This window comes from Streptococcus sp. E24BD, from assembly GCF_041807825.1.
GTDB lineage: Bacteria > Bacillota > Bacilli > Lactobacillales > Streptococcaceae > Streptococcus > Streptococcus entericus.
This window is the reverse complement of the sequence record NZ_JBGTZB010000012.1, coordinates 19,424-33,923: the sequence shown is the minus strand read 5'-3', so window position 1 is coordinate 33,923 and position 14,500 is coordinate 19,424. Positions and strand designations below refer to the sequence as shown.

Annotated in this window: 14 protein-coding genes; all 14 read right to left on the bottom strand. The window is 47.4% G+C overall.

Annotated features, from left to right (window positions below; all coding sequences use genetic code 11):
* Positions 1-9: 9 nt before the first annotated feature.
* The gene (locus ACERC5_RS04400; protein ID WP_373660238.1) at positions 10-495 is read right to left on the bottom strand and encodes a hypothetical protein; all 486 of its coding nucleotides are present in this window, start codon (positions 493-495) and stop codon (positions 10-12) included.
* 4 nt (positions 496-499) lie between these two features.
* On the bottom strand, positions 500-1,954 hold the full coding sequence (purF, locus tag ACERC5_RS04395; RefSeq protein WP_373660237.1) for an amidophosphoribosyltransferase: 1,455 nt from the start codon (positions 1,952-1,954) through the stop codon (positions 500-502).
* A gap of 40 nt (positions 1,955-1,994) precedes the next feature.
* Positions 1,995-5,714 (bottom strand): phosphoribosylformylglycinamidine synthase, encoded by a 3,720-nt coding sequence (locus tag ACERC5_RS04390; protein ID WP_373660236.1) that lies wholly within the window; start codon positions 5,712-5,714, stop codon positions 1,995-1,997.
* A complete protein-coding gene (purC, locus tag ACERC5_RS04385; RefSeq protein WP_373660235.1) occupies positions 5,715-6,434 on the bottom strand; it encodes a phosphoribosylaminoimidazolesuccinocarboxamide synthase in 720 nt (239 codons plus the stop codon). It abuts the gene before it with no gap.
* A 171-nt stretch (positions 6,435-6,605) separates the two neighbouring features.
* Entirely contained in the window at positions 6,606-7,610 is a 1,005-nt protein-coding gene (plsX, locus tag ACERC5_RS04380; RefSeq protein WP_373660234.1) for a phosphate acyltransferase PlsX, read from the bottom strand.
* A 52-nt stretch (positions 7,611-7,662) separates the two neighbouring features.
* Positions 7,663-8,430: a DNA repair protein RecO gene (recO, locus tag ACERC5_RS04375; RefSeq protein WP_373658344.1), complete on the bottom strand. Its 768-nt coding sequence runs from the start codon at positions 8,428-8,430 to the stop codon at positions 7,663-7,665.
* Positions 8,420-9,595 (bottom strand): pyridoxal phosphate-dependent aminotransferase, encoded by a 1,176-nt coding sequence (locus tag ACERC5_RS04370; protein WP_373658343.1) that lies wholly within the window; start codon positions 9,593-9,595, stop codon positions 8,420-8,422. The genes recO and ACERC5_RS04370 overlap by 11 nt, the downstream gene beginning before the upstream one ends.
* A gap of 177 nt (positions 9,596-9,772) precedes the next feature.
* Entirely contained in the window at positions 9,773-10,201 is a 429-nt protein-coding gene (gene nusB / locus ACERC5_RS04365; protein WP_373658342.1) for a transcription antitermination factor NusB, read from the bottom strand.
* Entirely contained in the window at positions 10,194-10,583 is a 390-nt protein-coding gene (locus tag ACERC5_RS04360) for an Asp23/Gls24 family envelope stress response protein (protein ID WP_373658341.1), read from the bottom strand. The genes nusB and ACERC5_RS04360 overlap by 8 nt, the downstream gene beginning before the upstream one ends.
* A gap of 54 nt (positions 10,584-10,637) precedes the next feature.
* A complete protein-coding gene (efp, locus tag ACERC5_RS04355) occupies positions 10,638-11,198 on the bottom strand; it encodes an elongation factor P (RefSeq protein ID WP_018368912.1) in 561 nt (186 codons plus the stop codon).
* Between the two features lie 59 nt (positions 11,199-11,257).
* Positions 11,258-11,782, bottom strand: a complete 525-nt coding sequence (locus ACERC5_RS04350) for a hypothetical protein (protein ID WP_373658340.1) — start codon at positions 11,780-11,782, stop codon at positions 11,258-11,260.
* Entirely contained in the window at positions 11,783-12,238 is a 456-nt protein-coding gene (locus tag ACERC5_RS04345; RefSeq protein ID WP_373658339.1) for a cytidine/deoxycytidylate deaminase family protein, read from the bottom strand.
* 16 nt (positions 12,239-12,254) lie between these two features.
* The gene (locus ACERC5_RS04340) at positions 12,255-13,316 is read right to left on the bottom strand and encodes a M24 family metallopeptidase (protein WP_373660233.1); all 1,062 of its coding nucleotides are present in this window, start codon (positions 13,314-13,316) and stop codon (positions 12,255-12,257) included.
* Complete coding sequence (locus tag ACERC5_RS04335; protein ID WP_373660232.1) at positions 13,316-14,491, bottom strand: MalY/PatB family protein; 1,176 nt, start codon at positions 14,489-14,491, stop codon at positions 13,316-13,318. Before ACERC5_RS04335 ends, ACERC5_RS04340 begins: the two co-directional genes overlap by 1 nt.
* Between the last annotated feature and the right edge of the window lie 9 nt (positions 14,492-14,500).

Sequence of the window (14,500 nt, the reverse complement as noted above, 5' to 3'; positions counted from 1 at the left end):
GCACAATTATCAACTTGTTTTTAATATGCCGTAATGGTTAATAAAATCAACCATCATTAAATCAATGGTTTTTAACAACTCTTTAACTTTGGGTCTATCATCAGATGCCAATTCTATTTTCATCTTATTCGCAACTCTTGACAATTGAATTAACTCTTTCTTCAATTTTCGTTGATTTGCGACAGTATAAAATCCACCTGAAACTAATACAACTGGTGTTGCTACAGCAGCAACTAAACTCACTATACCGCCGACAGCACCTCCAAAACCAAAACTTGCTAATGCGGACATCATCTGAGCTCCTGACATACCTGAAAGCCAAGAAAAGATAGATGCAACTCCTAGTGCACCTGTACCAACTCCGCCAAGAATGCCAGCAAGTTCAGGAGATATTGCAGATGAATAGTCCATTTTAAAGCGATCTTCATGAAATGTATTTAATTCTAAGATAAAAATTCTAAACTGCTCAACTTCTTTTTTCTTAATCAATTTCATAAACTCATGTCACATTCTCAATATAAAAACTAGTTTTTTCAGCTAAGCTACGCTTGTACTCTTCATCGTAATCGTAGAGCGGTGTCGGATAGTCCCCATCAAAGTAAGCGACACAGAGCCCGCCATTGGGAGCTTGGGTGTCAATCCCAATAGAGGCTATCAGCCCGTCCAGAGACAGATAAGTCAAGGTATCCGCACCGATAATTTCACAGACTTCCTCAACTGTGTGATTAGCAGAAATGAGCTCCCTACGACTTTGAATGTCAATGCCATAAAAACAAGGATACTTGAGCTCTGGACTAGCGATTGCCACATGCACCTCGGCCGCTCCTGCTTCCTTGAGCAGGCTCACAATCCTTCGACTGGTCGTCCCTCGCACAATAGAGTCGTCCACCATGACCACTCTCTTGCCCTTGACCACGCTAGACACAGCAGACAGCTTCATCCGCACACCCTGCTCTCGTAGCTCCTGAGTTGGCTGGATAAAAGTTCGCTGGACGTACTGGTTTTTGATGAGTCCCATTTCGTTTGGCATACCTGATTCTTCAGCAAAGCCCATGGCTGCGCTGAGAGATGAGTTCGGCACACCAACTACAATATCCGCTTGATGGGAGAATTCCCTCGCCAGCTGACGCCCCATGTTTTTGCGAGCCGTGTGGACATTGACCCCGTGAATCACACTATCAGGGCGAGCAAAGTAGACATACTCCATAGAGCAAATCGCCAGCTGACGCTCTGTCGTGTAGGTATCAATGTGCATCCCCTCATCATCAAACACCACGATTTCCCCAGGCTGCATGTCTCGTACCCACTTGGCACCGACGACCTCAAAAGCACAGGTTTCCGAAGACACCACCCAAGCCCCGTTCGTCATCTGACCGACAGACAGGGGGCGAAAACCATTGGGATCAAGAGCAGCCAGCAGTTTGTCTTCTAAGAGGAGCAAGTAAGCAAAGCCACCCTTGACTGTATTAAGGGCTTCCTTGATTTTGTCCATCAGGTTTTGTTGCTGGCTACGGCGAATCAGGTGCATGAGAATCTCCGTATCTGATGTACTGGCAAAAATCGCACCATAATGTTCCAACTCTTTTCTCAGAGAAACAGCATTGGTCAGATTGCCATTGTGAGCCAGACCGGCTTTCATATCTGAAAATCGGAAATGAAAGGGTTGGATATTATTGATAGAGCTAGCACCAGACGTCGCATAGCGCAAGTGACCAATCGCGGCTTGACCGATCAGTTTGTCCAGATTCTCCTGCTGCTTAAAGACCTCTGCCAAGAGACCTAGACCGTGATGGCGTTTGAATTTTCCCCTGTCATTAGCCAGAATACCTGCCCCTTCTTGACCACGGTGTTGGAGGCTATGGAGGCCGTAATAAGTCACTTGAGCCGCTTGAGGATGTCCCCAAATGCCAAAGACACCACATTCTTCATTGAGAGATTTGACTTCGTAAACCATGATTTTTCCTTTTTATTTCATGCAAGCTCACTGTTGTTTGCTACTTTCCTGTAAAATACTTCACAGCACTCTCAAACAGTTTCTGGTCCTTTTTGCCTGGCACGTTCTGGAAAAGACCATCTTCTGTCCTCTCAGAATGCGCCATCTTACCGATAATCTGCCCGTTTTCGCTGGTAATACCCTCGATAGCATAATAAGATCCGTTGGGATTATAGCGACTATCCATGCTAGAATTGCCCTTATCATCAACATACTGACTAAAAATCTGTCCCTTATCTCTCAATCGTTCAAATTCTTCAGCGGTGACGACAAATTTGCCCTCCCCATGAGAAACAGGTATCGTATGAACATCTCCAACAGATACACCTGCCAACCACGGCGAATTGGTATTGGCAATGCGTGTCCGCACCATCTTGGCCACATGCTGGTTAGCATCATTGTAGAACAACGTTGGACTGGTCTCGCTCAAGTCCTCAAAATTGCCGTAAGGCAAGAGACCTGATTTGACAAGGGCTTGGAAACCGTTGCAGATACCGATGATGATCCCTCCTCGCTCAATAAAGCGGTCAATGGCAGCTCGTACACGTTCTTGTCGCAATATAGCCACAATAAACTTGGCAGAACCGTCTGGCTCATCCGCTGCCGAGAACCCCCCTGCGAAAAATAGGATATGGGCCTTGTCAAGATTACCCACCATGGTGTCAACCGACTGGGCAACTGCCTGATCATCCAAGGTCACAAAAGGCACTAGCCGTACCTCAGATCCTGCCTGCTCAAAGGCCTTAGCCGAGTCGTATTCCGAGTTGGTTCCTGGGAAAACTGGGATGTAAACCAGTGGTTTCTCCACTTGTTTTTCCGCTCTTTTGACAAATGGCAGAGCAACTGTTGGGACATCTTCCAGCACATCGGACTGGGTAAATCTTGTTGGATAGACATCTTCTAAAGTCCCTTCATAGGCTGCCAAGAGCTTGTCACCAGATACTGCTCTGCCATTGACCATGAGGGTAAAATCAGCAAGCGTCTGACCGATTGGCTCCAAACCAGCAATTTCTGTCGCAGAAGTGAAGACGAAGCCACCCAGTTGACCTGTCAAGCTGGTTGACAAATCTGTCAAGTCGACCTGTGCACCGATGCCATTACCAAACATCATGAGGGCTAAGCTCTCCAGCAAACCACCATACTTAACCGCGGAAATCGCAGTGAGTTGATATTGCTCTTGCAAAGCAGACAAGGTTGTCAGATGACGCCGAACCTGCTCAAAGTCGACCTCGGCAGACAAGCTCACTCCTGGCAGATAGTAAATGTACTGACCTGCCTCCTTAAACTCTGGCGAATAGACACGGCGACTATCCGCTGTTGTCACCCCAAAAGCTACCAAAGTTGGCGGTACTGTCAGGTCTTCAAAGGTGCCAGACATAGAATCTTTGCCTCCAATAGCTGGCAAACCTAGCTGGCTCTGAGCCTCAATCGCCCCCAGCAGAGCTGCTACAGGGTGCCCAAATCGTTCAGGGATCCGATCCATCCGCTCAAAATATTCCTGATAAGAGAAGCGAGCTTTACTCCAATTAGCACCAGTCGCTGCCAAACGAGCAGTCGCTTCGATAATCGCGTAAACCGCACCATGATAAGGAGACCATGACGCCAAATAAGGATTGTAACCAGCAGCCATGACAGATGCTGTCGTCGTCACTCCCTTTTGAACAGGGAGTTTTTGCACTGAGCTTTCAGCTGGAGTCAGCTGGTGATGTCCACCAAGTGGATGCAAGACCGTTGAACGTCCGACCGAACTGTCAAACAAGGTCTGCAAACCTTTTTGACTAGCATGGTTGAGGTCAGACAAGACTGCCTGCAAATCCTGCTCAAGACTAGCTAAATCTGTCGTTCTCTGGTAAGGTTGCTCGACCTGACAATCAACAACTTTGGTGCTGACCTGAGCATGCACCCCGTTAGTATCCAAAAAACGTCGCTCAATATCCACAATGGTTTGACCATTCCAAGTCATGACTAGATGTGGTTTTTCTGTCACGGTCGCAACAGCAACCGCATGGATATTCTCCATCGCACAGGCTGAAATAAAGGTATCCGCATCAGTCGGACGAACCACTACTGCCATCCGCTCCTGACTTTCTGAGATGGCAATTTCAGTGCCATTTAGGCCCGCATACTTGAGCGGCACCTTATCGAGGTCAATGCTCACCCCATCTGCCAACTCACCGATAGCGACACAGACCCCACCAGCACCAAAATCATTGGACTTCTTAATCAGACGGGTAACATTCTCATTGCGGAAAAGGCGCTGGATTTTGCGTTCTTCGATGGCATTCCCTTTTTGGACTTCCGCACCAGCCGCCTCAATAGATGCCACGGTCTGTACCTTAGACGACCCTGTTGCTCCGCCGATGCCATCACGACCAGTCTTGCCACCAAGAAGAATCACGACATCACCTGCTTCTGGTTTCTCACGCACCACATTTTCCTTAGGAGCAGCACCGACGACCGCACCCAGCTCCATCCGTTTGGCAACAAAGCCTGGGTGGAAATATTCCTTGACATAAGTTGTTGCAAGACCAATTTGGTTACCATAAGAGGAATAGCCTTGTGCAGCGGTTTTTGAGATGACCTGCTGGGGCAACTTGCCTGCTCGAGTGGCTGAAAGAGGTGCTGTAATGTCTCCAGCGCCCGAAAGCCGCATCGCTTGATAGACATAGGAACGACCTGATAAGGGGTCTCGAATCGCACCACCGATACAGGTCGCAGCTCCACCAAAAGGCTCGATTTCTGTTGGGTGGTTATGGGTCTCATTCTTAAACATGAGAAGCCACGGTTCTTTGATACCGTTAATCTCAACGTCAATTTCTACCGAGCAAGCATTGATTTCGTCCGAAACCTCAAGGTCATCCAAGCGCCCATTGGCTCTTTCATAGCGCCCAAAAATCGTCGCCATGTCCATCAGGGTGATAGGCTTATCCTCACGCCCTAGTTCCGCCCTCATCGCCAGATACTTGTCATAGGTCTCTTGGAGATTTTTAGAAAAAGCTGACGCGGAAAAATCAATACCCACTAACTCCGTTTCAAAGGTGGTATGACGACAGTGATCAGACCAGTAGGTATCCAGCACCTTGAGCTCTGTCTCTGTCGGTACCCGACCGATGGACTTGAAATAGTCTTGAATAAAGAGCAAATCCGCCACTTCCATGGCAAGCCCAGCCTCTGCCTTATAATTTGCAAAATCTGCCTCTCTCGCTGTCTCAAAAAAAGTCAGATAGGGAATCCGATCCTGAACAACAGCCTCCTCTTCGGTTATCAAACCTACCGTCAAATTCTTGATTCGTGAGTCAATCGGATTGAGCAGATAGCTGGTCACCGATGCCAAATCAGCATCTGATAGATCCGGGTTAAAGAGGTAGAGTTGAGCAGATTTGACCCTCACCTGTTGATCCGCTCCCAGAAGCTGCAAGGCTTCCTGAGCAGACGCCGCCCGTTGGTCAAATTGCCCTGGTAAAGCTTCGATTGCCACACTGCGATAAGCTGATAAATGGAGGTCATCACTAGTTAAGAGCTTATCTGTCACAGGTTCTGAAAAAATCTGTTGCTCTGCTAATGTCATCAGTTCATCAGCCAAACCAAAGACATCATAAACCTGTAACAATCTCAAGCTCGTTAGAGTCTCAAGCCCCAATTGCCGTTGCAAGGTCCCTAGTAAGCTGGTCGCCTTAACTCCGAAAGCACTCTTTTTCTCCACAAAAATCCGCTTGTCCATCTATCCCTCCTTTTCAGCTACTGCCTGCAATCTTTCCAATACCCTGGCATACACTTCCGTCAAAGACCCCAAATTTCTCCGGAAGACATCCTTGTCCAGATGATTCCCTTTCGCATCCCAGAGCCTGCAGTTATCTGGCGAAAACTCATCTGCCAAGAGGATCTTGCCATCCTTATCCTTGCCAAATTCCAGCTTAAAATCCACCAAGGTCAGCCCAATCTCAGCAAACCAGTCCTTCAACAATTCATTGATGCGACGGGTCTCCGACTTGAGATAAGCCACCTCATCACTGGTCGCTAAGCCCAAAAAGGTCACATGCTCATCATTGATAAAGGGATCATCCAAATCATCGTTTTTGTAGTAAAACTCGATAATCGGTGTCTCTAAAACCAGCCCTTCTTTCAATCCAAATAGTTTGGAAAGCGACCCTGCGGTACGATTTCGTAACACAACTTCCAAAGGAATAATTGACACTTTCTTGTTTAATTGTTCGGTTTCTGATAAGCGTTTAATAAAATGAGTCGCTACACCTGCTCGATTTAAACGTTCAAAAATCAGACTAGAAATAAGATTATTAAGCCGTCCTTTACCTGTTATCTCTTCTTTTCTCGCCCCATTAAGCATGGTGGCTTGATCCTTGTAGACAGAGATAATTTGGTCAGGATCATCTGTACCATAAATATCTTTGGCTTTCCCTTGGTATAAAAGTTGAGTCGGCATCTCCAAACCTCGCTAACATTTTTATTCATGTTAACAAAAAATATTTGTTTTTTCAAGGAATTTTATAATTTTTTTATGAGAATAATTTTTTTAAATCCAAAAACCGAACTTTTATCAAAAAAACATCCCCACGGCTACTACCGTGAGGATCTGAGAATACCATCAGAACTTTCAATTAGTCTCCTCTGAAAACATTTGAACAGAGGCTTCAACAACTCCACTCTCCAGCATGTCTCTGGTCTGTTTGATTGTGTAGTAGATCGCGGTGGCATCAGATGAGCCGTGAGCCTTGACAACTGGGGCTTTCAGACCCAAGAGGACGGCGCCGCCAGCTTTTTTATAGTCCATGGCACCTAAAGCCTGTGTCAGGCTTGATTTGAGGAGAAGACCGCCGATTTTAGCCAGCAAGCCACCTGTTTTTACCGCCGATTTGACCTGACTAACAACGGCTTTGCCTGTTCCTTCGATGGCTTTCAGCACTGCATTGCCCGTAAAGCCGTCAGAAATGACCACATCACAGACACCCTCGAGCAGGTCTCTAGCTTCAATATTTCCGATAAAATGAATGGCAGGGTCCTTGCTCAACAGGTCATAGGCCACTAAGCGCAAGGGGTCTCCCTTGGTCGATTCCGTTCCGTTATTGAGCAGACCGACACGAGGTCGTGCGATGCCACGCACCTTTTGGGCGTAGAACGTTCCTAGAACCGCATACTGGTGCAGGTGCTCAGGTTTACTTTCTGCGGTTGCTCCCAAGTCCATCATGTCAAAGCCTTTGCCATCCATGGTTGGCAGGGTGGACATGAGACCTGGACGGGCAATGCCCTTGATGCGCTTGACAATCAGCTGTCCAGTAGCAAGCAAGGCGCCTGTATTCCCTGCTGAGATGACAGCATGAGCTTCCCCAGCCTTGACACTCTTAGCCGCTAAAACCACAGAAGCCTGCTTTTTCTGACGAAGAGCTATCGTCGGCTCATCGCTTGAGTCGATTTTTTCATCCGTGTGGACAATGCTCACGCGCTCTGTCGCTGTAAGGTACTGCTTGATGGCATCCTCCTTACCATATAGCACGACAGATAGGTCGGAGAACTCTGCCAGAGCACGATTAACTCCCTCTACCACAGCTTGAGGAGCATGGTCCCCTCCCATGGCATCAATTGCAATGATGTGTTTTGTCATCAGTCATTTCCTTTCACGTTTTTCTCAATTATAGCAAAAAACAGCTGAAAAATCAGCCGTTTCGGTTTTTCATCACATCTCCCCACTTCTGAAGATCATCGATAAATGTTTTACTCTTGAGCTTGATGCCGACATAATCCTCATAGAGTTGATCGATAAACAGCCGCAGTTTAGCTTTCATCTCAGGACTTAGGGAGATTTTTTGTAAGTCGTCAAAGGAAATGGCCTGAAACCGATTGAGCAGATAAGGCACATTGGGATCGAGATGGCTACGCCGGTCATCCTCATGGTAATGAGCAGGGCAAACAAGACCTGAATACTTGAAGGAAAAATCAAAGGCCTGACCCACTCGGTGACAGAAGATACACTCGTTGAAGTTGAGCTGAACACCCAGTCGATCTAAAAGCTGGATTTCAAAGATATTGGTCAGCACCTCATGATCCATCCCCTCTTCCATCAGCTCTAAGGTCTTGCAAGTAAAGGCAAAAAGCTGACTATCATAGACATTGTCCACAATTGCCGCATCTGCCAGCGCCACGATATAAGTCGCGTGAGCCAGTAGAAAAATATCATCGTTAATCCGCTTAAAGGTCTGAACCGAACGATAGTCCTCGATATAGGAGAGCCCTGTTTCATTGATTTTTAGGATAAAATCTGCCACAGTCAACGGCTGAATAACCGAGGCAAGTTTCGACTGGCTCGCATGACGGACGAAGAACATCCGTTTGCCCAGCTGCTCGGTAAATATCTTGACCAATTTGTCATCTTCACGATAGTTACGATTGTAGAGGATTAGCCCCCTGCTCTCCCTAAGCTCCATACTGGACCATAAATTCTTTGAGCCGCTCCATAGCTACCTGAATAGTCTCCATAGAAGCCGCATAGGAAATCCGCAGGTAGCCTTCACCGTACTGACCAAAAGCCACACCCGGAATCAAGGCAACAGCCTTTTGCTGGGCAAACTCTTGCAAAAACGTGAAAGAATCTTGTCCTTCTTTGACGGGAATTTTAGCGAAGATATAAAAGGCGCCATTTGGACGGATAATCTCAAAATTCATAGCGGTCATCTGCTCGATAATGTAATCACGACGCTTGATGTACTCCGCCTTCATCGGCAGAGCATCGTCTTTGCCTACCGTCAGAGCCGCAATAGCTGCGTACTGGGTTGCCGTGTTGGCAGCTGTCACCAAGTACTGGTGGCTCTTAATCAGCTGCTTGGCAATCGCTTCAGGCGCAAAAATCAAGCCCAGTCGCCAGCCAGTCATGGCATGGGATTTAGACAAGCCATTTATAACCACAGTTTGGTCGCGGAGGTATTCTCCGATAGATACATGGGGCTCATCAGTATAGGTCAGCTCTGAATAGACCTCGTCACTGATGACAAAAATCTCGTACTTGCGCAACACATCCGCCAGAGCCTTAATCTCTTCTCGCGAATACGTTACCCCTGTCGGATTCGTTGGGTAATTAAGGATAACCGCCTTGAGCTTATCCCCCTGCTCAAGGATAGCCGCCTCCAGCATGTCAGGCGTCAGGACAAAGCCGTTGGCCCTGGTATCAATCTCAACAACATCCGCGCCCATGAGGTTGACAATTGGTTCATAGCCAGGGTAAGCAGGTGCTGGCAAAAGCACGGTATCTCCCGCCTCTAAGATGGCTGTCAAGGTCGCTGACAAAGCCTCTGTTGCCCCGATGGTCACGAGAACTTCCTTGTCAGGGGCATAGCTGAGCTGGTACTTGTCACGCACAAAGTCAGCCGCTGCCTGACGTAGCTCTAACAAGCCTGCCATACCTGTGTAATGGCTCTTATTAGCATCGATGGCAGCCTTGGCTGCTTCCTTGATATGGTCGGGCGTGGTAAAGTCCGGTTCCCCCAAGGTTAGACGAACAATCCCAGGAATGCTCGAAATAGATTGGTCAAATTGCCGAATGAGAGAAACCTCAATCCGGTCTAAATTTTTATTAAAACGATTGGACAGTGACATAAAACCTCCTTGTTAGCCGAAGAACAGATCAACTATTCTCCGATTGATAACAACAGAACATCTCCTATCAGTCACAGGAGGGGAACAGCTACAAAGCTGTTAGAACTCCCTTGCAAGGTTTCAGTGATGTGTTGTTCCATTATACCAAAAGAGCTGGGAAGCCCAACTCTTGTTACCTTATTCAGTGATAAACTGTCTCAACAGCCCATTGACAAATTTGCTTGAAGTCGTATCAGAATAGGTCTTGGCAATCTCGATAATCTCGTTAAGAGCGACGCGATCGGGGGTTTCATCAAAATAAATCATCTCGTATAACCCCAAGCGAAGAAGCGTTTTATCAACTAAAGTTAAACGCTCCAAGCTCCACTTTGTCTTGAGCTTGGTTTCAATTTGTGCATCTAGTTCGATCCTATGGGTAGTCACACCTTGAACCAAACTGAGCAAAAAGACTGGCACGTTCACCACATCATCTTCTGCAAAATCCTTATCATGCGTATAGGCGAACTGGCTAGCCGTCACCACATCTCCACCAAATTCTAAACTGAGAAGCGCCTGAAAGGCGCGCTCCCGTAAGTCACGTCTGCTGTCTGTTATTGCCTTAGTCATCCAGAAAATCCTCGTCAAAGAGGGATTTGAGATCTGGTTTAGGTGTCTTATCCGCCACAATCCCCACGACATGTACGTTAACGGCAGAAACATCCAACTCTGCCATGTCATGAATCGTAGCCTTTACAGCTTTTTGGATAGCAATCGAAACGGCTGGAACATTGACCCCATACTCGAGATAAACATAAAGATCAACTGCCAAGCTACCATCTTCTAAACCATCGATATAGACACCGCGACCAAGGCTAGTTTTACTAAAGGTATCCGCCACTTTTTTGTTGTGGAGTGAGTGAACCCCCTCAACTTTGGTTGTTGCAATACCTGTAATGACCTCCAATACACGAGGAGCGATAACAATATCACCAACTGCTACTTGTGTCATCTTTTCGTCCTTTCTGTCTTGGCAATACTGCCAAGCTATGCTCTACTCATTGCCCTAGGCACGAGAAATATAAGTACCCTCAGCTGTGTTAATGATCAATTTCTGACCGATTTCGATAAAGTCTGGGACGTTAACCACCAGACCTGTCTCAAGAGTCGCTGGTTTACCTGAACCTGTCACGGTTGCGCCTTTGATAGATGGCTGTGTGTCAACAACCGTCAATTCAACCGTTGTTGGAACAGTAACACCAATCACTTCTGTTCCAAAGAATTGGATTTTCACTTCAGCATTTTCAAGGATGTATTTAAGCTCTTCTTCGACATTGGCCACTGGGATTTCGTACTGGTCATAAGTCTCTAGGTTCATGAAGAAAGCTGTTCCATCCATCTGGTAGAGGTACTGGGCTGGCACAGACTCGATGATGGCTTGCTCAAACTTTTCATCTGGACGGTAAGTCGTATCAAACGTTGACCCTGAACGCACATCGCGCAATTTCATCCGCATAATGGTGTTGCCTTTACCTGGCTTATGGTGGCTAGCTTCTAACACTCTAATCAACTTGCCATCAGCGGCAACAAAGGTCATGCCCGCACGTAATTTACTTGCTTCAATCATGTGTATTCACCTCTAAAATTCATACTATCACTTCATTTTACCACAAATGGGCTATTTACTCAAATCTTTTCTTTTGGGAAATGGCAGAGCAAGGAAGCAGGCAGAGGGATGACCCTCGGATGCTGATTGAGTATCTCCTGACTGAACCAGCCTAAGCCATCCAATGCTTGGTTTGGGTTGATAGGATAGACACTGGCTGATTGTCCACATAATGCCTCTGTCAGCAAGGAATAGGTCTGAGCATAAACAAAACTCTGGGGTGGTTGCCCACCCAGTTCCCGAATGGTCTCCAAGGGTACAGGTTCATCAAATAAGCCCAAACTCTTAATGGGAGAAGCATAGGTCTCTGTAAACCGAAACAACCGAGCTTTAATAGGCTCAGCAAGATCACTAGCCAGCAAGTCAGAAATTTCCAACCGTTCCTCCAAATCTAAGTAGCCAACAATGGCTTTTACTGGGCTAGATAGATAAAGATAGGCACGCAAGTCCCCTTTTGGCAGGCGTTTCCGATACTCAAACTGTTTTTGACCCGTTAAAAGGCTAGGAAAAACAGCTGGACTAAAACTCAAAATCAATGCTTTCACTTAGCTCTCCTCCCCCAAGGTCAAAGTCGGTACATCGTGTTGGACACAGGTAACGCCTTTCTTGTCCATGAGGGCAATGGCAAAGGGATGAGGCCGATAAGCTGTTTTGTAGGTAATTTTACTGATGCCTGCTTGCAAGAGAGCCTTGGTGCAGTTGATACAAGGGAAATGGGTCACGTAAAGCTCCGTCCCATTGGTCGAAATCCCCTCCTTGGCGCACTGAATGAGCGCATTCATCTCCGCATGGACAGTGCGAATACAGTGCCCATCTTCCATATAATGCCCTGTATCATCGCAATTGTCAGTTGCTGATACCCCGCCGTTGTAGCCCGTGGCAATGATGCGGTTATCCTTGACCAGAACTGCACCAACAAAGGCACGGTCACAGGTTGACCGCTTGGAAATCAGTTCGGCATTTGCCATGAAATAATCTTCCCAGGATAGGCGATTGCTCATCTCTTTTCTCCTATGCTTACAGCACAATCAATTCCTTAGGCGCCTTGGTTAGGACTTCGCAGCCTGTTTCGGTGATATAGAGGTCATCTTCGATACGGACACCGTAGCGCCCATCGAGGTAAATCCCAGGTTCGTCAGTTACCACCATACCAGCCTGCAAGTGACCAGCACCACGTCCAAAAAACGGCTCCTCGTGCACATCCAGTCCCATGCCATGACCGATACCGTGGGTAAAACGCTCCCCATAGCCAGCGTCAGCAATGATGCCTCTCGGCACCCCGTCATAGTCTGCGAAACTGAGCCCAGCCTGTGCTCGCTCAATCAGCGCAGCATTAGCCTGCAGGGCAACCTCATAAATGGCACGCTCCTCGTCAGTCGTCTGCCCGATGTGAATGGTCCGCGTCATGTCACTCACATAATGTTCAAAAACACAACCAAAATCCAGCGTCAGGCTCTCATGCTGAGTGATAACCTTGTCGCTAGCGACCCCATGAGGCATGGCAGAGCGGTATCCTGAAGCAACGATGGTCTCAAAGGACACGCCAGTTGTCCCTAGCTCACGCATGCGAAAGTCGAGGAAGTTAGCTACCTCACGCTCGGTCTTGCCAGGTTTGATAAAGTCCAGCGCATCCAAGAAAGCTTGGTCAGAAATCTGGCAGGCCTGACGAATGATGGCAAGCTCAGAAGCGTCTTTAATCTGGCGCAGCTCTTCCACAAACCCATAAACAGGCTTGAGCTCGTAACCCTCAAAGCGGTTAGCCAGTGCCTGATAATAAGCATAAGATACCTGATTGTCAAAACCGATAGTAGCCAGTTGCTCATCGGCAATGAGCCGAGCAATCTCACCCAGCGCATCGCGGCTATCCACCACTTCAAAGTCAGCAATCACCTGCTTAGCGATGAGGATATAGCGGCTATCAGTGACAAAAATACGGCGTTGCTGGCTGATAAAAACCGTCCCAGCTGAGCCCCAAAATCCTGTCAGGTAATAAATATTTTTCTCACCCGTCACCAAAAAGCCATCAAGCTCTTCAGCCCTCAATTTCTCTAAAAACCGTTCTAAACGTGTCATGTTCATCATGTCCTTTCATTGTTAAATGCTCCTGCGATCCGCGCAGCAGCTTCCATAATAAGAGCTTTAGGTGCAGCGGCATTGAGACGGAAACAGCACTTGCCCTCGCGACCAAAGGTCAGCCCGTCATTGAGTTGCACATTGGCCTCTTCCTCCAAACGTCTCGCAACCTCACTGTGCTTGAGCCCATAAGCAGAAAAATCCAGCCAAAGCAGGTAAGTCGCCTCTGGTCTCATAACCCTAAGGTCTGGGAGTTCTTTGGCAAAATAGCCGAGCAGGTCGCTGATATTGTCTTCCAACACCACTTTTAGCTCTGTCAACCACGGTAGCCCTTCCCTCAACGCCACCTCCGTAGCCACAAAACCGAGGTTTGAAATCTCATGTTGGTTGTTGGCCAGCTGACGGTCAGTAAATGCTTTCCTCAAGTCAGGATTCTTAACCAGGACAAAACTATTCTTTGTTCCTGCGATATTAAAGGTCTTAGTTGCTGAAGCCAAAATAATAGCAAACTCAGCAAAACTGCGGTCCACTGTATAAAAAGACTGATGTCTCTTGCCCCAAAGGGTCAGGTCTTGATGAATTTCATCAGACACCATGATGACCCCATGCTGACGGCAAATCTCCCCCAAACGTTTCAGCTCTGCCATGTCCCAAACTCGCCCACCAGGGTTATGAGGATTACAGAAAATATAGAGCTTCACGCTATTGTCGACAATGTCACGCTCCAGCTGATCGAAATCAATGGCAAAACGACCGTCCTCAACGACCAGCGAGTTAGTCACAAGTGTGCGTTTATTGAGCTTGACCGAGCGAGCAAAAGGGGGGTAAACAGGAGTGTTGATCAGGACAGCGTCTCCTTCCTCCGTAAAGGCTTGAACCACCGTTGAAATGGCTGGTACAGCCCCCTCAATGAGAACGATGTCCTCGCGTGCCACCTCAACCCCATGCTGGTTTTGCTCCCAGTCTATAATCGCTTCAAAGAGGCTATCAGCTGGCGCATCGTAACCAAAGACCGAGCGCTTGGCAAACTGGGTCAGGGCTGCAGTCATCTCAGGAAAAACCTGAAAGTCCATGTCAGCAATCCACAACGGCAATAAGTCCTTGTCCTCACGCGTCTTTTGCCACTTAATCGCATTGGTGGCGAGACGGTCTGGTAAGCTGGTGAAATTATATCGTGTCATCGCATCTTT